The 23978-nt window shown below is 70.4% G+C and carries 12 protein-coding genes; 7 read left to right on the top strand and 5 right to left on the bottom strand.

Annotated elements, in window-relative coordinates:
* Positions 1 to 100: 100 nt before the first annotated feature.
* Entirely contained in the window at positions 101 to 931 is an 831-nt protein-coding gene (locus tag ACIQRL_RS26955; protein ID WP_401336194.1) for an aldo/keto reductase, read from the bottom strand.
* A gap of 160 nt (positions 932 to 1091) precedes the next feature.
* On the bottom strand, positions 1092 to 2246 hold the full coding sequence (locus ACIQRL_RS26960) for a S1 family peptidase (RefSeq protein ID WP_401336197.1): 1155 nt from the start codon (positions 2244 to 2246) through the stop codon (positions 1092 to 1094).
* A gap of 430 nt (positions 2247 to 2676) precedes the next feature.
* Between ACIQRL_RS26960 and ACIQRL_RS26965 the strand changes: the two genes are divergently transcribed.
* From ACIQRL_RS26965 to ACIQRL_RS26990, 6 genes are all read left to right on the top strand, one after another.
* Complete coding sequence (locus ACIQRL_RS26965) at positions 2677 to 3858, top strand: serine/threonine-protein kinase (RefSeq protein WP_401336199.1); 1182 nt, start codon at positions 2677 to 2679, stop codon at positions 3856 to 3858.
* A 516-nt stretch (positions 3859 to 4374) separates the two neighbouring features.
* Positions 4375 to 8112, top strand: coding sequence for a S8 family serine peptidase (locus ACIQRL_RS26970; protein ID WP_401336202.1), 3738 nt, complete (start codon positions 4375 to 4377; stop codon positions 8110 to 8112).
* A 426-nt stretch (positions 8113 to 8538) separates the two neighbouring features.
* Complete coding sequence (locus ACIQRL_RS26975) at positions 8539 to 9804, top strand: family 16 glycosylhydrolase (protein ID WP_401336204.1); 1266 nt, start codon at positions 8539 to 8541, stop codon at positions 9802 to 9804.
* An 81-nt stretch (positions 9805 to 9885) separates the two neighbouring features.
* On the top strand, positions 9886 to 11085 hold the full coding sequence (locus ACIQRL_RS26980; RefSeq protein WP_401336207.1) for a beta-1,3-glucanase family protein: 1200 nt from the start codon (positions 9886 to 9888) through the stop codon (positions 11083 to 11085).
* 206 nt (positions 11086 to 11291) lie between these two features.
* Positions 11292 to 13403, top strand: coding sequence for a SpoIIE family protein phosphatase (locus ACIQRL_RS26985; protein ID WP_401336209.1), 2112 nt, complete (start codon positions 11292 to 11294; stop codon positions 13401 to 13403).
* Positions 13404 to 13671: 268 nt separating this feature from the next.
* Positions 13672 to 14550 (top strand): YhjD/YihY/BrkB family envelope integrity protein, encoded by an 879-nt coding sequence (locus ACIQRL_RS26990; protein WP_401336212.1) that lies wholly within the window; start codon positions 13672 to 13674, stop codon positions 14548 to 14550.
* Between the two features lie 4 nt (positions 14551 to 14554).
* Here the strand turns inward: ACIQRL_RS26990 and ACIQRL_RS26995 are convergent, their stop codons facing one another.
* Positions 14555 to 16621 carry a SpoIIE family protein phosphatase gene (locus ACIQRL_RS26995; RefSeq protein WP_401336214.1) on the bottom strand — a complete coding sequence of 689 codons (2067 nt, stop codon included), beginning with the start codon at positions 16619 to 16621 and terminating at the stop codon, positions 14555 to 14557.
* Between the two features lie 255 nt (positions 16622 to 16876).
* Here ACIQRL_RS26995 and ACIQRL_RS27000 point away from each other — a divergent pair, with 255 nt between their 5' ends.
* On the top strand, positions 16877 to 19342 hold the full coding sequence (locus tag ACIQRL_RS27000; protein ID WP_401336217.1) for a SpoIIE family protein phosphatase: 2466 nt from the start codon (positions 16877 to 16879) through the stop codon (positions 19340 to 19342).
* A 43-nt stretch (positions 19343 to 19385) separates the two neighbouring features.
* On the opposite strand, the gene ACIQRL_RS27005 is transcribed toward ACIQRL_RS27000, so the two are convergent.
* Positions 19386 to 21167 (bottom strand): SulP family inorganic anion transporter, encoded by a 1782-nt coding sequence (locus tag ACIQRL_RS27005; RefSeq protein WP_401336219.1) that lies wholly within the window; start codon positions 21165 to 21167, stop codon positions 19386 to 19388.
* Positions 21168 to 21222: 55 nt separating this feature from the next.
* Positions 21223 to 23946: a cation-translocating P-type ATPase gene (locus tag ACIQRL_RS27010; protein ID WP_401336222.1), complete on the bottom strand. Its 2724-nt coding sequence runs from the start codon at positions 23944 to 23946 to the stop codon at positions 21223 to 21225.
* Positions 23947 to 23978 lie beyond the last annotated feature (32 nt).

Below are 23978 nucleotides of genomic sequence, written 5' to 3' on the forward strand. Positions count from 1 at the left end.
GTGGGAAGGATGTCGCGTCCGGACTGTCGAGGGACCGGAGGAACACCTCCGCGTCGGTGCCCCGGCGCGGAGGTCCGACACGAGTGAGGTCCTTGAACGCTCAGAACTCCTCGTGTGTCGTGGGGTCACCGCCGAGGCGCCGGTGCGGATGGTCGGTGACGGCCGCCATCTCGGCGGGAGTCAGCTCGAATCCGAAGATGTCGAGGTTCTCCCGCTGCCGCCCGGCGTCGGCGGACTTGGGGATGGGGACCGCTCCGAGTTGGGTGTGCCAGCGCAGCACGACCTGGCCGGGCGTCACGCCGTGTGCTTCGGCGATCTTCCGGAGGGCCGGATCCTCCAGCAGGCTGCTGCCACGGCCCAGGGGGCTCCAGCTCTCCGTGATGATGCCCCGCTCGGCGTGGAAGGCGCGCAACTCGTCCTGGGGAAAGCGGGGATGGAGCTCGATCTGGTTCACCGACGGCAGCACTCCGGTCTCCGCCTCCAGTCGGGTGAGGTGTTCGGCGGTGAAGTTCGAGACGCCGATCGAACGCACCAGGCCCGCGTCGCGGAGTTCGATCATCGCCTTCCAGGAGTCCACGTACTTGTCGACGCGGGGCAGGGGCCAGTGAATGAGGTAGAGATCGACGTAGGAGAGTCCGAGCCGGCCGCGGGACTCCTCGAAGGAGGCGAGAGTCTCGTCGAAGCCGTGGTGCCTGCCCGGCAGCTTGGTGGTGACGACGATCTCCTCGCGCGGAACCTCGGAGCGGGCGACACCTCGTCCGGTGCCGGTCTCGTTGCGGTAGTTGGTCGCCGTGTCGACGAGTCGGTAGCCCATGCCGAGCGCGCGGCTCACCGCCTCCTCGGCCTGCGCGTCGTCCATCGGCCAGGTGCCCAGACCGACGGCCGGGAGCTGTGTACCGTCATGGGCCGTGTGGGCCGGGATGCTGATCACGGGAGAGCCTTTCCGAATCTGCGAGGGGTACGTTCCCATCGTGCACGGCCGCCGTCGTCGTGGCGACGCGGGCGCGCGCCTCGACGCGGGGTGTCCCCCCGATCCGGAAGTGACCCGCCGGTGCGCCGGCCCACGTGGCGCGTGGGCCGGCGCGGTCGGGTCACGCGGTGTGCAGGGTGAGCCCGTAGCGGCTCAGGATCTCGTTCACGGGCTGGTACCAGGTCTCGCCTCCGCCGGTGCAGTTGCCCCAGCCGCCGGAGGTGACACCCTGTGCCTGGTCACCGCTGATGAACGAGCCGCCCGAGTCGCCGGGTTCGGCGCAGACGCTCGTCTTGGTCATCTGGTGCACCGCGCCCTGGCTGTAGTTGACGGTCTCGTTCTTCGCGAGGACGGTGCCGCAGTGCCAGTGCGAGGTCGAACCGGAACGGCAGATCGACGCTCCGACGGGGGCCTCGCCCGAGCCCCGTACGAGCTGGTCGGAGACGGTGCCCCAGCCGAGCACGACGGGTACCGTCCACCAGCCGCTGCCCACGTTGACCCAGGCGTAGTCGTTGTCCGGGAACGAGGAGCCCTGGAAGTTGCCGATGTAGCTGTGGTCCCAGCCGCTGACGCCGGCGCCCGGCTGGGCGCAGTGCCCCGCGGTGACGAAGCCGCCGTACACCGAGAAGCCTATGGAGCAGCGGACGTTGCCCGTGTAGTAGGGGTCTCCGCCCACGGTGCCGGCCGCGAACGTCCTCGGCGCCCTGTCGGTCTGCCGCACGGTGACGGGGCCGGACGCGCGGGCCCGGGTGACGAAGGCCCGGACATCGTTGTCGTCGCGGTGTGCGGAGACCACGTCGATGACGACCGACCCGGCCTTGGGGTCGACGTGCCAACTACCCACACCGGCAGGCGCGTCGAGCGCGTCGATGCGTGCCATGGTGGCGTCGAGCTGTCGCAGGCTGTGCCGGACGAGGGTGACGCGGGCGCCGGTCGCCTCCACGGCCTCGCGTGCGGAGGCGTTGGTGAGGGCCACGACGAGCCGGCCGCTCCCGGCGTCGAACCAGGAGCCCCCGTACGAGGCGCCGGCCACGCGCCGGGCGGTGCGCTCGACGCCGCGTGCCGCTGTCTCGTCGGCGAGCCGGGCGGTCGCCTGCCGCTCGGTGAGTCCGAGGTCGTGCCGCATGGCCGTGATCAGTGCGGAGGAGGCGGGTGCCCGGGACGCCGTGGCGGTGCGGGGGGCTTCGTCGGCCGCGGCCCGGGTGAGGCCGAGCGTCGCGGCACTGACGAGCAGGCCGGCGGATAAGGCGATGCGCAGAACCGTGGTGCGTCTCAAGGGAGTTGCCTTTCGTCGATCCGATGATCGGTGAGTGGGGCGAAGGGCAGGAGAGCGCTCTCAGAGTTGCGTGGACGAGGGTAGTGGGTGGCCGCAAGTAGGTCCATACCAATGCACCGGCCGCTCGCTCGGTCTGTTTCCTGAGGTATGTCCGGAAGCGCGTCCGGCGGCATGGAGGCTCTCGCCGGTCCGCTTCCGTATGTCCTCGGCGGTGAACTCCGGATGGTCCTTTGGTGTCACATTCAGTCAACGTCCGGTGGCACTCCGACCGGTTCTCCGTGATCTTGAGGCCGAGGGTGAACAGCGTCTGATCACCGTCGTGTTGGCAGTAGGCTCAACCTGCCGCGGCACCCCGATGATCATTCCTGCTCGGTAGGGCATTGACCCGTGGCGAACGACAGGATCCCAACGGCGTGAGGATGAAGCACAAGTGCTGATAGCGGGGCGGTATCGGCTGCACACCACTCTCGGGCGGGGCGCGATGGGGGAGGTGTGGCGGGCCTACGACGAGATGATCGGCCGGTCCGTGGCCGTCAAGCTGCTTCTCTCCCAGGACGCCGACCCGACCGCCGCGGCCCGGTTCCGTCTGGAGGCCCAGACCGCGGGCCTGCTGAACCATCCTCATGTGGTGGGCGTCCTGGACTTCGGCTCGTTCGAGAACCGGCTCTTCCTCGTGATGGAGCTGGTCGAGGGTGACAGTCTCGCCCAGGTCCTGGCCGGCGCGGGGACGCTTCCCGCCGAGCGCGTCGCGCGGATCGCGGCGCAGGCTGCCGCGGGGCTCGCCGCCGCACATCAGCAGGGGATCGTGCACCGCGACATCAAGCCGGGGAACCTGCTCCTGGACGCCGCGGGGAGCGTCAAGATCGGCGACTTCGGGATCGCCCGCTTCCTGGACGATCCGGCGGGTGGCCTGACCGCGACCGGGCAGATCGTCGGCACCAGCCTGTACCTCGCGCCCGAGCGGGCCCTGGGCAAGACCGCGGGGCCGCCGTCCGACATGTACTCCCTCGGCTGCGTCCTGTACCAACTCCTCACCGGCAGACCGCCGTTCCAGGCCGGCAGTCCCGTCGCCGTCCTCCATCACCACCTCGACACCGCCCCCACGCCGCCCCGGGAGCTCGGCGCCGACCTGCCGCCCGCGTTCGAGAACTACCTGCTCGGCCTTCTCGCCAAGCAGCCCGACGACCGGCCCACCGCGCTTCAGGCGGCGGCCTGGTACAGCACGAGCGCCTGGCAGGGACGTTCCGAGCCGCTCCCGGCCGCACTGCCCGAGCCGGGACGCCATCGCCAGGACCGGCAGGACCGGCAGGACTTCAGGGTCACCGGCCCCGCGACGACGTACGCACTGCCCTCGGTGGCCAGGGACGCGGCGGGCGGCCACCGGTCGCGCCGACGCCCGCGCCCGGGAGTCGCCGAGCTCTTCACCGACCGGCGAAGAGCCGTGGGCGCGGCTGCCGGAGCGGTGGTCTTCCTCCTGGCGGTGCTCGTGGGCGTGGCGTGGTTCTCGCCGGACAGCAGCTCCGCGCAGACCCCGCAGCCCGGCTCGACCGGTGCGGTGAACACGTCGTCTCCCGGGCCCACGGCGCCGGGCGGCTCTCCCACGGGTTCGTGACCGGCCGGACGGCGGGCGAGGGCGAGGCCGATGCGCCGGAGCCGGACCCGAAGAGGGACACCTGGAGCCGTACGTAGCCGTAGTCATAGCCCATGGATGCCGGTGCGGGTCCGCGAGGCGGCGTCCACGGTCGCCCGCGACCAGCGCGCCGCGAGCAGGCCCCCTTCCGGCGCGTACAGGGACGATCCCGGCGCTGAAGGGGACGCGCGCGCCGCATGTACCGGATGGGCGCGGTGTCACTCCATAAGGGGCTTCGGGACGGCATACGGTGAGGGGAGCGCGAACGGTGTTGTTGGGATAACTCCCTTGCATTTATGGGGAGTTCGTCAATCTGGCACATGTGAGACGTGGCGCTTTCGTGCCACCGCCCACTGTTCCCACCGCAGGTCCGGGGCCGATAGAAAGCGCTCCATGATCTCCCGCATACCCCCCCGCCGGAGCAGCCGCAGGGCGCTCGCGGCAGCGGTCGGTTCCCTCGCAGTTCTGACATCCCTGGCCTGGCCACCTGGCGTCGCGGTGGCTGACGCGCCCTCAGAGGCCGGCGCGGCGCAGCCCGTTGCGGCCCCCGGCACCGGGCCACACACCGTAACTCTCCTCACCGGTGACGTCGTACGCGTCAGCGACCTCGGCGGCAAGCAGACCGCCGACGTGACCCGCCCGCCCGGCGCCCTCGGAGGCGTGCGCACCGAGACCGTCGGCGGCGACCTGTACGTCTATCCGGACGAGGCGCTGCCCTACCTGGCCGCGAACCGGCTGGACCGGCGGCTGTTCGACGTCACCTCCCTGATCGAGCAGGGCTACGACGATGCCCACAGCGACGGCATCCCGCTGATCCTGGGCTACGGCTCCAAGACGGCGTCCTCCGCCACGACCACGCCCAGCGGCGCCACCCGGGTGCGTTCCCTGCCCGCCATCCACGCGACATCCGTCCGGGCGGCCAAGAGGCAGGCCCGCAAGCTGTGGAAGTCCGTCGCGCCCGCGACGTCCGCCACCGGCACCTCGGCCGGCGCGAATTCCCTCACCGGAGCGGCCTCCACCTCTTCCCGGCTCGGCGACGGGCTGTCCAAGATCTGGCTGGACGGCCGCGTCAAGGCCACCCTGAAGGACAGCACCGCCCAGATCGGCGCACCCGCAGCCTGGGACAAGGGCCTGGACGGCAAGGGCGTCAAGGTCGCCGTCCTGGACACCGGTGCCGACTCCCACCACCCCGACCTGGCCGGACGGATCGGCGCGTCGCAGAGTTTCGTCCCCGACGAGACCACCGAGGACGGCCACGGCCACGGAACCCACACCTCCTCGACCGTCGGCGGCAGCGGGGCTGCCTCGGACGGCGCGGAGAAGGGTGTGGCGCCCGGCGCCGACCTGCTGATCGGCAAGGTGCTCTCCAACGACGGCTACGGCCAGGACTCCTGGATCATCGCCGGCATGGAGTGGGCCGTCGGCCAGGGCGCCAAGGTCATCAGCATGAGCCTGGGCTCCTCGACGCCGTCCGACGGCACCGACCCGATGAGCCAGGCGGTGAACCGGCTCACCGACGAGAGCGGCGCCCTGTTCGTGATCGCGGCCGGCAACTCGGGCGACGAGACGACCATCGGCAGCCCCGGCGCCGCCGACGAGGCGCTGACCGTGGCCGCGGTGGACTCCGCCGACAAGCGGGCGTACTTCTCCTCCCAGGGCCCGCGCCTGAACGACTACGCCCTCAAGCCCGACGTCTCCGCGCCCGGCGTCGCCGTCCTGGCCGCCAAGGCGGGCGGCAGCGCCGCGACCGGCTGGTACCAGTCCATGAGCGGTACCTCGATGGCGACGCCGCACGTCGCGGGCGCCGCCGCGATCCTCGCCCAGGAGCACCCGGACTGGAAGGCGCAGCAGCTCAAGGACGCGCTGATGAGCACCTCCAAGGAGCTGTCGGCGTACACGACCTACCAGGTGGGCAGCGGCCGCGTCGACCTCGCCGCCGCGACCACCGCCACCGTCACCGCGACCGGCTCGGCCTACTTCGGCATCGACGCCTGGCCGCACGACGGCGCGAGCTCGGTCGACCGCAGCGTCACCTACACCAACACCGGCGACTCGCCCGCGGAGCTGAAGCTCGCGCTGAACGCCTCCGTCGCCGGCGGCCCGTACGACACCGACCCGACCGCCGACAAGGGCAAGCCCGCCCCCGACGGGATTTTCACCCTCTCCGCCGACACCGTGACCGTGCCCGCCCACGGCACCGCGACGGTCACCGCCACCGCCAAGCCGGGCCTGGGCGCCGACGGCCGCCGCTACCTCGGCCAGATCACCGCCGCGGACGCCTCCTCCGGCGCGACGCTCGCCCGTACCCAGGTGGGCCTGTACCGGGAGGACGCTCGCCACACCCTGCACGTCACCCTGAAGGACCGTTCCGGCAAGCCGACGGCGGGCTGGGTCGAGATCCAGCGCTTCGGGGCCAACGAGGACCCGTACTCCCAGACCATCGACGACAGCGGCACGCTCGACTTGCGGCTGCGCGAGGGCACCTACAGCCTGGTGACCTACCTGGACGTGCCCGGCAGCCACGGCCCGGACTCGGTCGGCATGGCGCTGATGGGCGACCCCGAGGTCGTCCTCGACCAGGACCGTGACGTGGTCCTCGACGCGAGCCGTACCCGCGAGGTCACCGCGGAGGTCCCGCGCAGGACCGAGGACCGGGTGCTGTCCATGAACTGGTACCGCGCCGACGGCTCGGACATCAACCAGTACGGGCTGGGCATCCTGGAGGTGCAGTACCTGCTGGCCGCCAAGTACGACAGCATGTTCGTGCTGCCCACCCGCAAGGTGACCACCGGCAGCTTCGAGTACGAGACCCGCTGGCGCAAGGCGGTCCCGTTCCTCACCCTCACCGACGACGGCCGTGAGCTCCGGCCGATGGGCCAGGGCGGCTCCGCGCTGTACGACGGTCACCGGCGCCTGGACATGGTGTACGCCGGCACCGGCACCGCCGCCGAGTACGCGAAGCTGAGCGTCAAGGGCAAGGTGGCGCTGGTGACCCGTTCGGACGTCATCTCCGCCGCCGACCGGGCACAGGCCGCGGCCGACGCCGGGGCCGGGCTGCTGATCGTCGTCAACGACCAGCCGGGCAAGCTGCTGGAATACGTGGGCACCGCGAGCAGCGGCTACAGCGCCGTGCCGGTGTTCTCCCTCACCGCGCGCGACGGCGCGGCCCTGATCGCCGACGCCAAGCGCGGCCGGGGACGACTGGACGTCGAGGGTGTGCCCAACTCCCCGTACGTGTACGACCTCTCCGACGCCCACCCGGGACAGATCCCGTCCACCGGGCTGACCTACCGCCCCCGTTCGTCCGATCTGGCCACCGTGGACATGCGCTTCCACGGCACGACCACCACGCCCAGCGGCGAGTACCGGTCGGGCTTCCGTCCGTACCGCAAGTACGGCTCCGGGGTCCTGCAGCGCTTGGACATCCCCGGCACGCGCACCGACTACGTCTCGACGCAGCCGGGCACCCAGTGGGTGGAGACCGTGGCCACCGGGCCGGGAATGGTGCTCTCCTCGCAGAGCGTGCGGAACGCGTACAAGCCGGGATCGCGGCAGGTCCGTGACTTCTTCGGAGCGGTGACGCGGCCCGCCAACGGCGGCACCTACTGGTGGTCGCAGCGGCAGAAGGCCCAGATCGCGTTCAACGTCCAGCCTTGGGCCGACAGCAGCGCGGGACAGCACGCCGGCGTCATGCAGAGCGGTGACACGAAGAGCCTGAAGGTCTATCGGGACGGCACCCTGATCAAGACGAGCACCTCGCAGGCGGCCACGATCTACCCCGTGCCGACGACCCCGTCGGTCTTCACCCTCGACCTCACTGCCGAACGCGACGCCGACACCTACCGGTTGTCGCCCCGCACCCATACGGTGTGGCAGGTGAAGTCCGATCCGGTGACCGATCCGACGAAGATCGACCGGATGGCGGTTCTTCAGATGGACTACGGGGTCGACACCGATCTGGCGGGTGACGCTCGTGGCGGCCGCCAGACGCTCCGCCTCACCCCGCGCCACCTTGAGGGCGCGGCAGGCGCCGGGAAGATCCAGGGCGCCACACTGTCGGTGTCCTATGACGACGGCGCGACCTGGACGCCGGTCAGGACGGACGGCAAGTCCGGCACCTGGACGGCTTGTTACGACGCCCCGCACCACGGCTACGTGTCGCTCAAGGCCGAGGGCTGGGACGACGCGGGCAACCGGATCACCCAGGAGGTGATCCGCGCCTACGGTCTGAAGTAGTGCGCCTACGGAGGCTGTCGCCCCGAATCGTCGTGTCGCCCACTCAGCGGCGACCGACGGGGCGACAGCCTCCGTTCGTGTTCCCGGACCTCCGCTCGTACTGAACTCCGGTGGCCGATCGGGGCGGATCCACGACAGACCGGGCGGATGGCACTCCTGAAGCGGAACGCTCCTTCTTAAGTGCGGGTTAAACGCGTCTTAAGCAACCCTGGGCGTCAGGGGCTTCCACAAGTAGCCGCAGCTCAGGGCGGTTTGGCTTGGCCGACCGTCAGTTGGTGTCTCAACAACTCGTGAGTAGCATCGGGGCCCACCGGTGCTGTCCACCACTGGCACGAGAGCGCTCTCATCGATGTGTTCTCGTCGCCCGCACAGCGGGCGCGGGTCGGCACAGGGTTCAACTCCCCCACAGACAAGGTGTGTTCAGCCATGGCTGCTCATCGCGCACGGCGATGGTCCCTCGGAGGACTGGCGTTGCTGCTCGCCACAGGCGTCGCCGGCGGTGTCCTCTTCACCGCCACGGGTCCCGCCGCGAACCGGGCCCACGCCGCCTCGGTCGCGCAGACCTGGTCCGACGAATTCGACGGGGCCGCCGGAAGCGCGCCGAACTCCGCCAAGTGGACCTTGGAGACCGGCGGTTCGGGCAATGGCAACCACGAGCTGCAGTACTACACGAAGAGCTCCGACAACGCCTCCCTCGACGGGAACGGCCACCTGGTCATCACCGCGCGCAAGAACAGCGACGGCGGACTCCAGTGCTGGAACGGAACCTGCCAGTACACGTCGGCCCGGCTCAACACCGCACAGGCCTTCACTCAGGCGTACGGCCGGTTCGAGGCCCGCATCAAGGTGCCGCGCGGGCAGGGTGTCTGGCCCGCCTTCTGGATGCTGGGCGACAACCTGGGCAGCGTGGGCTGGCCGAACAGCGGTGAGATCGACGTCATGGAGAACGTCGGCAAGGAACCCGGCACGGTGCACGGGACCATCCATGGCCCGGGGTACTCGGGTTCCGGCGGCATCGGCGCCGCGTACACCCTGCCCAACGGCAAGGCGTTCGCGGACGACTTCCACGTCTTCGCCGTCGACTGGAGCCCCACCGCCATCACCTGGTCCGTGGACGGGCAGACGTACGAGACCCGCACGCCCGCCGACGTGAACGGCAACAAGTGGGTCTACGACCACCCGTTCTTCGTCATCCTGAACCTCGCGGTCGGCGGTGACTGGCCCGGCAGCCCGGATTCCGGCACCTCCTTCCCGCAGACCATGACCGTCGACTACGTACGGGTCTCCGCCCAGCCCACCGCCGGGACCGGAACCACCGGTGCCATCAAGGGCATCGGCGGCATGTGCCTCGACGTGGCGGGCGCCTCCAGTGCCGACGAGACGCCGATCCAGCTCCACGGCTGCAACGGGGCCGACGCCCAGAAGTGGACCCTGGGCAGCGACGGCACCGTACGGGCTCTGGGCAAGTGCCTCGACGTACGCGCCGCATCCACCGAGAACGGAGCCGCCGTTCAGCTCTACACCTGCAACGGCACGAAAGCCCAGCAATGGACCCTCACCTCCGCCGGTGATCTGACGAACACCGGCGCGGACAAGTGCCTCGACGCCAAGGACGGTTCCTCGGCCGACGGCACCCACCTGCAGATCTGGACCTGCGGCGGAACGGCCAACCAGAAGTGGACGCTCGGCTGACGAGCCGACCTTCACGGCTCCCTTCGCCCTTCCTCCCCCCACCGCCTCCCCAAGGCGCAAGCACCAAGGAGTACACGTCACATGACGCCTCGTCACCAGCGGAACCTGACCCGTCGCAAGACGCTGTTCGCCCTCGGCGGCGCTGCCGTCGCGGCACCCGCCATCGCGGCGATCGCCCCGTACGCCATGGCCGGCCAGACGAACGCCACCACCAAGGCCGCCGCGGGTTCGCTCCCGCTGACGATCGTCAACAACAGCGGTTCGTTCGGCAACGCGTCGGTGCACGTGTACATCGTCGGCAACCAGGACGGAAAGCAGGTCCGCGTCACGCAGGACGGAAGGCTCGCGCCGATCTCCCTCTCGGACAACGGTGCGAACGGATTCACCGACTACGCGCTCACGCTGGCCAAGAGCGGGGAGACGAAGTTCAGCCTCCCGTTCATGTCGGGCCGCATCTATGTGTCGCTGGGCGCGAAACTGAAGCTCAAGGTGGTCAAGGACGGCAACGGCAACGCTGCCCTCCAGTTCCCGGCCGGCTGGGTCAAGTCCGACCCCAGTTTCGGGGTGGTGCACGACTGTGCCGAGTTCACCTTCAACGCGGCCGGCATGTTCTGCAACACCACCATGGTCGACATGTTCAGCGTGCCCATGAACATCCGGCTGACCGGGGCCAAGCAGCAGACCACCGGCACCATCCGGGCCGGCGGACGGGCCGCCGCGTTCGCCGCGATCAAGCGGAACGCGGACTTCGCGCCCCTCGTGGTCGGCGACCTCCGCATCATCGCCCCGGGTCACGGCCTGGACGCGGGCCTGTTCGCCAAGGACTACCTCGCCCCGTACATCGACCAGGTGTGGAGCACGTACACCGGCAAGAACCTGACCGTCAAAACCAACGCGGGCACGTTCACCGGCCGGGTGCGCGGAGGCAGGTTCACCTTCGCGGGGCCCGCCTCCGTCTCGTTCGCCAAGCCCTCCACCCGTGACGTCCTCTTCTGCGACGGCACCCTCGCCGCGCCCAACGACGGCACGACCGGCCCGGTGGCAGCGGTCCTCGGCGCCGGCTTCAACCGCTCCACACTGCTCAGCAACCCGGCACAACCGACGACCAAGGCGGCGGACTTCTACCGGACCAAGCTCACAAACCACTACTCCAAGGCCGTTCACGCGGCCACCCAGGACGGCAAGGCGTACGGCTTCGCCTTCGACGACGTCGCCGACTTCGCCTCCTTCATCCAGGACACCGCCCCCAAGGCGATCCGCTTGACCCTGACACCGTTCTAGGTCCCGCAGGCGCCCTGTCCGTCGCGGGCAGGGCGCCGCCCGTCCGGCGGGCGCGGGGCGGCTCCTCGGAGCGGGGCGCGTCTGTTCGTTCCGGCAGGGGCCGCCCGCGCGCACCGGTGCTCCGGTCGCGCGCCACTCGTGAGCGAATATGGTGGAACTCTGGCAAACCGGAATGTATGGGTGGTCAACGGTCTACGGAAGTTGACATGGATGCATCGCATGGAGGGCGTGGTCGACCGGGGTCGGAGCTGGACGAGGCCGTTCTCGCGGCGCTCTTCTCCGAGTCGACCGTAGGCCTGCATGTCCTCGACACGCAGCTTCACCTGGTGCGATTCAACACCGCAGCCCGATACGTCCGGGCGTTCGCGCTGGATCAGGCCCTTGGCCGCCACCCGAGGGAGTGGGCCGGTGAGTTCTACACGGGAAACTATGAGGCGACCGTGCTGGAGGTGCTGGACACAGGGGTGCCGGCCCTGGATGTGGAGGTGCGCGGCCATCTGAGTCCCGATCAGCCCGAGATCGTCCTGTCGGTCTCCTGCTTCCGGCTGGAGGACGCGGCCGGCGGTGTCATGGGCCTGGCCACGGCGGTCGTGGACATCACCGAGCGCAAACGGGCGGCGGCGCGGCTGGCCCTGCTGGAGCGGGCGAGCGGGCGCATCGGTACGACGCTGGACATCTTCCGTACGGCGCAGGAGTTCGCCGACGAGATGGTGCCCGCGCTGGCCGACACGGTGGTGGTCGAGGTGCTGGACTCCGTCCTGCGCGGCGAGGTCTCGGCGCCGGGCACCGTGATGGAGTACGGGGCCCTGCGGTGCACGGGCCGTCGCTCCGTCGCACCGGAGGCCGAGCGCTGCCTTCCCTCCATCGGCGAGGCGATCACCCTGTCCTCGGCGACTCCCTTCGCGCAGTCCCTGTCCGACCTCCGGCCACGCATGATCGATCACTTGAGCCCGGACGCGGACTGGCTGCGCCGGGAGCCGGTACGGGGGCGCCGCATGATCGAGGCGGGGGCGCACTCGGTGCTCGTGCTGCCGCTGTCCGCCCGCGGCTCCGTGATCGGGGTGGCGCACTGCTACCGGGCAGGCACCGCGCACGCCTTCGACGACGGCGAGCTCGCCCTCGCCGCCGAACTCGCCGATCGCGTGGCTCTGTGCCTGGACAACGCCCGGCTGTACACGAGGGAGCGATCGGCCGCCCGCGTCCTCCAGCTCAGTCTGCGACCGGCCCGGATCCTCGGACACGCCGCGGCGGAGACGGCCTACAGCTACTGTCCGCTCGGCGCGGGCGGGGACTGGTTCGACGTCATCCCCCTCTCCGGTGCGCGGGTGGCCCTGGTGACGGGCGACACGGCGGGCAGGGGTCTGAGGGCCGCCGCCACCATGGGCGAGGTGAGGGCCGCGATCAGCGCGCTGGCCGTCCTCGACCTGGCACCCGACGAGGTCCTGGAGCGGCTGCACGCCCTGGTGACCCGTCTCCGCGGAGAACGGCCGCGTGATCCCGACGCCCCGGCTGACGACGAGATCGAGAACACGACCTGTGTCTACCTCGTCTACAGCCCCATCACCCGCCGTTGCGAGGTCGCGAGTGCCGGGCATCCGCCTCCGGTGCTGGCCCTGCCCGACGGGACCGTCGAGTACGCCGTGGTGCCGGCCGGCCCGTCGCTGGGCCGTGGTCTGGCGAAGTACGGCACGGCCGAGTTCGAGGTCGCCGAGGGCAGCATCCTTCTGATGTCCAACACCGCCATGCTGCGTGCTGTCTCGGACGACCCGCACGAACAACTGCTCCGGATCGGCGGTGCGCTCCTGCCGGTCGACCGGCCCCTGCAGAAGATCTGTGACGAGGTGCTCTACCGGCTGACGCCGGAGTACGCGGAGAACGACGCCGTGCTGCTGCTGGCCCGTACCCGCGCCCTGGGACCGGACCAGGTCGAGTCGTGGACGCTGCCCAACCACCCCGCCTCCGTTGCCGACGCGCGTGCCCGCACAGAGCGCGCGCTGGCGGCCTGGGGCCTGGAACAGCACGCCTTCACCGCCACTCTGGTGATCAGCGAACTCGTCACCAACGCGGTCCGTTACTCGGACGGTCCCATCGGAGTTCGCCTCATCCTCGACGGCTCCGCCATCGTCTGCGAGGTGACCGACGAGAGCAGTACCGCGCCGCACCTGAGGCACGCGGAAGAAGTCGACGAGGGCGGCCGGGGCCTCTACCTCACCTGGCAGGTCAGCCGCCGCTGGGGAACCCGCCCGGAGGCCCGCGGAAAGACGATCTGGGCGGAGGTCGCCCTGTCCGAGGACGGACGGGACCGCGACACCATGTGACCGGCGAGTGCCTCGGTACAGGGAGCAGGGTGTCCTGATGGGGGAGGCAGCCGGCCGGGACCGGCTGCGACCGCCGAACGAGTGACCTGACGCGCCTGGTCCGCCCGCACGTCGACGGCCGGCCGTGTCGTCGATCCCCGCCCGGACGGCCGTCCGTTACGCTCGCAGCGCCATACCGGGCCCTTAATACACGGAGGACAGGACGGCGGGGATCAATCGCGAGCGCCTCGTCAGGACGCTGACCTTCTGGCTGCGTCCCGCCTTCGCGTTGCGGGTCATCAACCGGTTCCAGAAGATCGTGGGCTTCGACCGCTCGATGGCCCTGGCATCGAGCGCGCTCACCGCGTTGATCCCGCTCACGATCCTCTGCGGCGCGGTGCTGAGCAGTTTCTCGGACTACGACGCCGCCGAGCGGATCATCCAGCGGTACAGCCTCACCGGACAGGGCGCCCAGGCGGTCAGGTCGCTCCTCGCCCCCGCCGAGGGCACCAGCGCGAGTGTGGGTGTCTTCGGGAGCGTGTTCCTGATCATCTCCGTGCTGAGCTTCGCACGCGCCTCGCAGCGACTGTTCGAACAGACCTGGCAACTGACCCCGCTCAGCGTCCGCAACACGAGGAACGGCCTGTGGTGGATCCTCGGGCTGGGCGGCTACGCGGCGGTCACCGGGTGGCTCCACGCCGTCCTCGGGGGGAGCAAACTGGGCCTGGTGGCTTCGGTGTGCGAGATTCCCGTGAGCGTCGCCTTCCTCGTGTGGAGCGGCTGGGACCTGTCGGCGAAGCGGATCCCCTGGCGCGATCTGCTGCCTTTCGGGATCACGGCGGGCGTCATGACCGCGCTGTACTCGGTGGGCGCGACCGTCTACCTCCCGCGGCTGTTCAACTCCTACGCCGCTCGCTACGGGGCGGTCGGTGCCGTCTTCGCGATGATCTCGGCGCTCTTCGCCGCGATGTTCGTCATCGTCGCCTCGGCGGCTCTCGGACGCGAGATGCGCGACGAACTGACCCGGATCCGCGCGGGCGACCGCCCCTCCGACGACGAGGTCCGCCGCCAGTGGGACAGCGTGGTCGAACAGACCCGGTCGCGCTGGCACAGCACACGCGAACAGGTCTCCGCCCGCCGCCGCACCAAGGACCCGAAGAAGCCGTAGGGGGCTACTTCGCGCGGGCGATGAGAAGGGCGACGTCGTCATGGTCGTCGGAGTTGCGCAGGCCGTGCAGGAGAAGGTCGCAGATCTCCTCGAGCGGCCGGCCCGGTTCGTCGAGGAAGCCGAGGAGGACGTTCAGACGGTCGTCGATGGCATGCAGCCGCGTCTCGACCAGCCCGTCCGTGTAGAGGACGAGCAGATCGTCGGGGTTGAGTTCCACTGTGGTGGTCTCGAAGGGGACGCCTCCGACGCCGAGCGGAGCGCCCGACGGCAGGTCCAGCAGTGTGGCGGCGGCACCGGGACGGGCCAGCGCGGGCGGCATGTGTCCGGCGTTGGCGATCCGGCACTGCCTGCTGTGCGGGTCGTACACGGCATAGATGCAGGTGACGATGTAGTGCTCCAGGTCGCACGTGATCTTGTCGAGGTGGTGGAGCACAGCGCCGGGGTCGAGGTCGAGGTCGGCGTAGGCACAGGTGGCGGTGCGCAGCCGGCCCATGGTGGCGGCGGCGTCGATGCCGTTGCCCATGACGTCGCCGACGACCAGGGCGGTCCGGTCGTCGGCCAGCGGGATCACGTCGTACCAGTCGCCGCCGACCTCGCTGGTGGCCTGGGCCGGCTGATAGCGGGACGCGACCTCCAGACCCGTGAGGTGGGGCGGATGCTCGGGCAGCAGGCTGCGCTGCAGGGTGACGGCCGTGTTGCGCACGCTCTGGAACCACCGGGCGTTGTCGATGGCCACGGCGGCGCGGGCGGCCAGCTCGCTCGCGAGGACCACGTCGTCGTCGTCGAAGGGGAGCGGGTTGCGGGTGCGCTTGAGGTCCAGGGCCCCGAGCACCTCGCCGTGCGCGATCAGCGGAACGGCGAGATACGAATGGACGCCGGCCTGTGCCAGGAGGGCCGTTCCCTCGGCGTCGCGGGCGATGCGCGGCAGATCGCGCTCGCCGACGTGGCGCACCAGGACCGGCCTGCCGGTGTGGACACACAGGGTCACCAGCCGGTCGCCGTCGTACGCGGCCAGGTCACCGGGAGGGTCGGCGGCGCGCAGCGCCACGGTGGGGTAGGACGCCTTGAGCGCGAGAGCCCGGAAGAACTCCGGGCCGTTGTCCGGCCTGCGCTTGCGGCGGCAGGCCAGGACCGAGTCGAGAACGTCCACGGCGACCACGTCGGCCAGCTCGGGGGCCGCGATCTCGGCCAGCTCGCGAGCGGTCTGCTCCACCTCAAGGGTGGTGCCGACCCGGGTGGAGGCGCTGGCGATGAGCGCGAGGCGGCGCCGCGCCCGGTCGGCCTCGGCGGCCGCGCGATGGCGTTCGGTGACGTCGACGACCGAGGCGGCCGCGCCCAGCACCCGCCCGCCGGCGTCCTCCAGTCGGTAGAAGGACAGGGACCAGGCGTGCTCGTGGTCGGGATCGGCCGGCGGGCGGCCCACGTGGTACTGGTCGAGCAGCGGTGTGCCCGTGGTGAGCACCTGACGCAGTGCGGACTCGACGGTGTCCACGTCGGGAAAGGGCAGCGTCTCCCGCAGGTCACGGCCGATGTGGTCCTCGGCGGGGATGCCGTCGATCCGTTCCAGCGCCGGATTGACCATGAGATAGCGCAGGTCGGGGTCCATCAGGGCCAGACCGATCGGTGACTGGTTGATGAGCTGCTCGCACAGCGCGAGATCGGTCTCCACCCGCTGGAGCAGAGTGTGGTCGGCCGCGATACCGAGGGCGTAGACGTCCCCGTGATCGTCCAGGAGCCGCATGTTGCGGAACTCCATCAGACGGGTGCTGCCGTCCTTGTGCCGGATGGGGAAGGCACCGGCCCAACTGCGCCCCGTCTCCAGCACATCGGCGAACAGCTCGGTGACGGACTGCATGTGCTCGGGATGGATGATCAGGCGCGCCGCGTACTTGCCGAGGGCCTCTTCCGCCGAATAGCCGATGAGTTCCTCGGCCTGAGGGGTCCAGAAGACGATGCGCCCCTCGGCGTCGAGAACCATGGCGGCCACACTGAGCACATCCAGCAGGCCGTTCGGCCGGGAAGGGCCGGGCTCGTAGCCTCCAATGTCGGACTGCGAGGAATCGGCTGTCATCCCTGGCCCTCCTCCACCGGCCGCGGCGCGGTGTGCCGGGCTCCGTCGCCGTCGCCGCGCACCCGTGTGCCGACCCCGGCCCTTCCATGCTGCGCCCTGCCCCCGGCCTTGCCCACTCCAGAGCGGCGCATTGGCATGTTCAGGGCCAGGGAGCGGGTGCCGCGCGGCGCTGCCCGGGTCCGGTGATCATCCGCCGGACCGTGCACATCGGGCGGACAAGCAGGAACATGGTCGTGTGTAAAGGATGAGAGCTGCATGGTTTCTGCGCAGGAAGGTTCCGACGCGCCCGCGTCCGAAGGACCGGGCGACCCCTTCGACGCGTCCACCGACGCGGCGGCGGTCGTGTCCGGCGGCGGGGTGGTGATGGGCTGGACCCGCGGCGCCGAATCACTCCTCGGCTACCCGGCGGCCGAGATGGTCGGCACCACGGCCGCGCATCTGCTCGCGCTGCCCAGGGACCCGCTGCGGGTGACCGGTGTCGCGGAGCGGTGCCGCGCCGGCATGGGATGGAGCGGCCTCATCCCGCTGCGCCACCGCGACGGTCGGCGCATCGACGTGGACCTTCGCGTCTCCGCGTCCTTCCGCATGGACGAGAGCGAGTGCTTCCTGATCTCGGCCCGGGACCGGAGACGGCAGTGGACGGTGGGACCGGCCTTCATCGACGGATTCCTGACCCGCTCGCCGGTCGGCATGGCGGTGCTGGACCTGCAACTGCGCTACGTCTGGATGAACGACACCTTGGAACACCTGGGCGGAGTGCCCCGTGAGCAGCGGCTCGGCCGCCGGCTCACCGAACTGCTGCCGGGGCTCCAGGCGGAGACCATCGAGGGACTGATGCACAAGGTCCTGGCGACCGGCGAGCCCGTGATCGACTACGAGTACCTGGGATGGAGCTGGGCCGACCCGCATCGCCGGCACGCCTATTCCACCTCGTTCTTTCCCCTGACGGGAGTCGACAACTCCTACACCGGCGTGTGTTACATGGTCCTGGACGTCACCGAGCGATGGAACGCCCGGAAGCTCCTGTCGCTGGTCAACGAAGCCGGGACCACGATCGGCAGGACCCTCGACGTCATGCGCACGGCACAGGAGCTCGCGGACTTCGCCGTTCCGCGCTTCGCGGACTTCGTCATCGTCGACGTCCTGGAATCCGTCCTCAGCACCGAGGGACACGGAGCCTGGCTGTCGGACGCGGGACCGGCACCCGCCAAGCCGATGATGCGGCGCGCCGGAATGAGCTCGGTGCGGGAGGGCTGCCCGGAGGCCGTGGCCCGGGTCGGGGACCGGGCGGACTTCCTCCCGCCGCCCCACGACGTGCACCTGCTCACCAACGGCGAGCCGGTCCTCATCCAGGTCCTCGACCCGAACGACGACCTGTGGATCGCCGAGGAGCCCGCACGAGCGGAAAGCATCCGCCGCTACGGGCTGCACTCCCTGATCTCCGTGCCGATGCGGGCACGCAACACCGCCCTGGGCCTCACCACGTTCGTACGGTCCCTCAATCCGGTCTCGTTCCAGGCCGACGACGTCCTGCTGGCCCGCGAGGTGGTGGCACGCGCGGCGCTGTGCGTCGACAACGCCCGCCGCTACACCCGCGAACACACGGCGGCGGTCACCCTCCAGCGCAGTCTGCTGCCGCACGCCCTGACGGGTGGGACAGCGCTGGAGATCGCCTCCTCCTACCTGCCGGCGGACCCGAGCGGCGGGGTCGGCGGAGACTGGTTCGACGTCATCCCGCTGTCGGGCGCCCGCGTCGGCCTGGTCGTCGGCGATGTGGTCGGCCACGGCATCACCGCGGCGGCCACCATGGGCCGGCTGCGCACCGCGGTGCAGACCCTGGCCGACATGGAGATGCCCCCCGACGAACTGCTGGCGCACCTCGACGACCTCGTGCTCCGGCTGAGCGAGGAACGCACCCAGGAGCAGGAGTCCGACCGGAGCACGACCGCGTCCTTCCTCGGAGCGACCTGCCTGTACGCCGTCTACGATCCCGTCACCCGGCACTGCACGATGGCCCGGGCCGGACATCCGCCCCCCGTCGTCGTCGCCCCCGACGGGCAGTTCTCCTTTCCGGAGCTGCCCGCGGGCCCTCCGCTCGGGCTCGGCGGGATGGCGTTCGAGAGCCATGAGATCGAACTCGCCGAGAACAGCCTGATCGGTCTCTACACCGACGGCCTCGTCGAGGGCGGGCACTACGACATGGAGCTCGGCATGACCCGGCTCGGGGAACTCCTCGCACGGCCGGACCCCGACCTCGAAGCGCTGTGCTCGGACGCGGTACGCCAACTCGTGCCCGTGCCCCAGCCCGATGACATCGCCCTGCTGCTGGCGCGCACCCACGCCCTGGGAGACGACCATGTCGTCTCGTGGGAGGTGCCGGTGGACCCGGCCGCCGTCTCCGCCACGCGGGCCCGTGCCACACAAGTCGTCGAATCCTGGGGACTCGGGGAACTGACCATGACGACGCAACTCATCGTGAGCGAACTGGTCACCAACGCGATCCGCTACGCCGAACCGCCCCTTCGGCTGCGGTTGCTCCGCGACACCCGACTGACCTGCGAGGTCTCCGACGCCAGTAGCACCGCCCCACGGCTCAGACACGCCCGCAGCACGGACGAAGGCGGTCGCGGCCTCTTTCTGGTGGCCCAGCTCGCCCACCGCTGGGGCGCTCGCCACACGGCGGCGGGAAAGGTCATCTGGGCCGAACAGGAGATCCCCTGAGGACGTCGGACCTCCGCGGCCCGCTCCGCGCGGGCCGTCTTCCTCAGCCGAGGCCGGCCTCCGGCCGGTCCGTCCGGCCGGGACCGCCGTCCTGGTCCCCGAGATCGACGCCGTGGCTGTCGCACCAGGACCGGTACGCGGCGACCGCCGTGGGCAGCGTGGGGAAGATCCGGTCCTCGCCGACGGACGCGCTCAGCCCGTAGGCGTCCAGGTCGTCCCGCAGATCCTGCTTGACCCGGGCCATCGCGAACTCGATCCCGCGCCGGCCGAGTTCCTGGCGCAGTTCGTCGAGCGAGTCCAGCGCGGTGATGTCCACCTCCACGTTGGCCTCCGCGTTGAGGACGAACCAGCGGACCGGGACGTCCTGTTCGGCCACCGCGCCCAGGGCACTGCGCCGGAAGTCCTCCGCGTTGGCGAAGAACAGCGGGGAATCGTAGCGGTAGACCAGCAGCCCGGGAATCACCCGGGCCTCGGGAAAGTCGTCGATGTCGTGCATCCCGGCCATGCCCGGCACCAGTCCCTGGACCGCGTCGTGCGGGCGCGCCACCCTGCTCAGCAGCTCGGCGACCGACAGACCCACGGCCACCAGCACCCCGTACAGAATGTCGAGGGCGAGGACGCCGACGAGACAGCCGAGGGCCAGCAGGAGTTCCCGGGCACGGAAGGACGCCAGCCGCCGGAAGCCGGCCAGGTCGATCATCCGGATCGCGGCGTAGACGACCAGCGCACCGAGGACCGCCTTAGGGGTGTTGGTGAGCAGGGGGCTCAGGAAAAGGAGTACGGCCAGGACGGAGACCCCCGCGGTGAGCCCGTACGCCTGGCTGTGCGCGCCCGTGGACTGGGCGAGCGCCGTACGGCTGGCGCTGCTGCTCACCGGGAAGCCCTGAAGGGTGCCGGCGCCGAGGTTCACGGCACCCAGGGCCAGCAACTCCTGGTTGGCGTCCAGCGCCGTACCGCCGTCGTCGGTCGTGAACGCCCGCGCGGTCAGGATGAAGTCGGTGTAGCCCACGAGCAGGACCCCGACGGCGGGCAGCAGCAGTTGGTGCAGGTTGCCGAGATCGGGCAGTTCAGGGCGGGGCAGTCCGGACGGAATCTCCCCGATCACCGCGAGGCCGTGGTCCTGGAGGTCGAACACCGCGACCACGGCCGTGCCGAGGACGAGGGCCAGCAGCGGCCCCGGGATCCTCCAGCGGAAGCGCGTGGCCAGGTACAGGAAGACCAGCGTCACGGCACTGAAGATCACCGTCGTGGGATCGATCTCGTCCAGGTTCCCGAAGAACGAGGCCAGCTTGGGGAAGAACCCCGAACCGTCCGTCGGGACACCGGTGAGCTTGGTGAGCTGATCCACCATCATGATCAGCGCCACGCCCGCGAGATACCCGATCAGCACGGGCCGAGAGAGCAGATCCGCGACGAATCCCAGCCGTGCCGCCCACGCCACGAGACACATCAGACCCACCGCGAAGGCGAGCGCGGAGGCCAGGGCCGCGTACCGCGCGGGATCGCCGCCGGCCAGCGGCCCCACCACCGTCGCGGTCATCAGCGCCGTCGTCGACTCCGGCCCCACCGACAGCAGCCGGGACGATCCCAGGAGGGCGTACAGCACGATGGCGGGCAGGATCGCCCACAGACCCACGACGGGCGGCAGTCCCGCGACACTGGCGTACGCCATGACCTGCGGCACCAGATAGGCCGCGACCGTGACCCCGGCCAGCAGGTCCCCGCGCAGCCAGCTCCGCCGGTACCCCCTGAGCACCGCGAGACCGGGAACCCCCGGCACAGCACGACGCCACCCTCCGCCTGGGGTGCCGGGGTGCTTCGACACGGCTGTCCTTCGGGGTAGGTCCGCGCCGGACGGGCACGGACACGGGCCCGCGCACTCACTCGGTGCGCTGCGCCCTGCGGGCCAGGAGCTTACCCACCTCCCACAGGACCAGGAGCGCGACGGCGGACAGCAGGGCCCAGCCGAACTGCCGCAGATCGATCCGGGTGGTGCCGAGGATGCGACGGAACCCGTCCATCTGGGTCACCAGGACCGCGAGGACGAACTGGGCCAGTGCCGTCCAGTTCATCTGCTTGCTTTCGAACGTGCTCGTCGTCAGCACCGAATCCGTCTCACTGCGGCACTCGAACGCGGCCACGATCAGGCAGAGCGCGAACGCCGTGAACGCCATCGAACTGCCGATGTGGACGCTGTCGAAGCGGGATTCGCCCAGCTTGATCAACCCCAGCAGGATGAGCGTGATCGCCAGCCCGCCGAGGCCGACCGTCACCATCACGGGCCGGGTCAGCACCGACTCGCCCCGAGGACGCGGCCTGCGCCGCATGAGCCCCGCGCTCTCCTTGTCGAAGCCGAGCGCGAAGCCGAACGAGGCGTTGACCACGAAGTGGATCCACAGCACCTGCGGCGGGGTGAACGGCTCACCGGCCGCGATGTTGAAGATGGTCGCCCCGAGGAAGGTCAGGACGAAGGTGACCAGCAACAGGAGCACGAAGCGGATGTACTTGGTGAGGTTGTCGTAGAGATTGCGGCCCTGTTCCACGGCGTAGACGATCGTCGCGAAGTTGTCGTCGGACAGGATCATCCGCGCCGCGTTCTTCGCCACGTCCGTACCGCTGCCCATGGCGATACCGATGTCGGCGGACTTGATGGCGGGAGCGTCGTTGACGCCGTCGCCGGTCATCGCGACGACATCGCCCTTCTTCTTGAGCGTGGCCGCCAGCAGCACCTTGTGCTCCGGCGCGACCCGACCCACCACCCCGATGTCGTCGATGCGGGCCAGCTGCTCGTGCTCCGGCAGCGCGGCGAAATCCGCGCCGAGGACCGCCTCGCCGGGGATCCCGAGCTGCCGGGCGATGGCGGCACCCGTCGTGACGTCGTCCCCGGTCACCATGCGGACCCGGATGTGGGCGGCCTGGGCGCTGGCCACGGCGGCCCGGGACTCCTCGCGGGGCGGGTCGACCATCCCGACCAGGCTGGTCATCCGCAGGTCCGTGACGTAGGCGAGCAGGTCGCCGCCGGGGTCGAAGTCGGCCGGGTCCAGATCCCGGGTGGCCGCCGCCATCACCCGGCGTCCCTCACCGCCCATGCGCTCGGACTGCCCGTCGGCGCGCCGGCTGAGGTCCTCGTCCCACGGGACGGTCGCGCCGCCCGAGAGCGCGGTGGCCGCGCGGGCCGTCACCGCCGGAGCCGCGCCCTTGACGAAACAGCGCACCACCGGCCGGCCCAAGGCGTCGACCGCGGAGTTGAAGGTGGCCATCAGCTTGTAGTCCGGGTCGAAGGGCAGTGTGGCGACACGGGGCAGCCGCTCGCGCGTGCCGTCGATGTCGAGGCCCGCCTTGTGCGCCAGCACCAGGAACGCGCCCTCCGTGGGATCGCCCACGACCTCGCCGTTCACCAGCTTGGCGTCGTTCGCGACGAGGTACGGAAGGATCGCGTCCTCGACGCCCGCGGAGGAGCCCGCGGCATGGTGGATCCTCCCTTCGAGGCCGTAGCCCGTACCGGAGACGGTGTACCGGTCGGTGGGCGTCACGACCTCCACGGCCGTCATCTGGTTCATGGTCAGGGTGCCGGTCTTGTCCGAGTTGATCGCCGACGTGAACGCCAGGGTCTCGACGGACGGCAGCTCCTTCACGATCGCGTTGCGCTTCGCCAGATTGAGACTGCCGACGGACAGGATCGCCTGGGTCACCGTGGGCAGGGCCTCGGGAATGGCGGCGATGGCCAGCGAGACCGCGCTGACGAACAGGGCGTCCCACGCCTGGTCGCGGCGGTACCCGAGCGCGAACATCACGATCATGGTCAGGCCCGCGGCGGCCGTGATCCACAGCGTCAGCGTGTCGAGCTCCTTGGTGAGCGGCGCCTCCTCCCGCTCGGTCGCCGACAGCATCTCCGAGATCTTTCCGAGCTCGGTGCCCTCACCCGTCCCGGTGACCACCACGACACCGCTGCCGTGGGTGACCGGGGTGTGCATGAACGCCATGTTCGACTGATCCCCCGGGCCCATGAGGACGGCCGGAAGTGTCGTGGCGTCCTTAGAGGCGGGAACACTCTCGCCGGTGAGCGCCGACTCGTCGATCTGCAGCGCGTGGGCTTCGACGATCCGCCCGTCCGCCGGAACCTGGTCGCCGGCGGTGATGTGCACGACATCGCCCACGACCAGCTGCTCCGCCGGGATCTCCGACTCGGTTCCGTCACGTCTGACCCGCGCCGTCGCCGTGAGCATGGACTTGAGAGCGTTCATCGCGCTCTCGGCCTTCCCCTCCTGCCGCAGACCCACGACCGCGTTCAGCAGGGTCAGCAGGACGAGCAGGATCGCGGTGCTCCACTCGGCGATCGCCAGCGAGACGACCGCGGCCACCAGGAGGACGATCTGCATATAGCTGCGGTACTGCTCGACGAACCGCCGCCACGCAGGCTTCGGCTTCTCCTCCGGCAGCGCGTTCGGCCCGTTCTCGGCGAGCAGTTCGGCGACCCGGGCGGCGGTGAGTCCGGACGCGGGATCGACACCGAAGGCCGAAGCGACGTCCTGCGGAGCACGCGCGTACCAGAGCTCCGGAGCAGCGCGCTCCGGAGCCCTTGGGCCGCTCGACTGCATCCCCATCTCAGCTCTCCGATCTGGATTCGCTCCGCCGT

Origin of the sequence: Streptomyces sp. NPDC091209 (assembly GCF_044757755.1) — a bacterium.
Classification (GTDB): domain Bacteria; phylum Actinomycetota; class Actinomycetes; order Streptomycetales; family Streptomycetaceae; genus Streptomyces.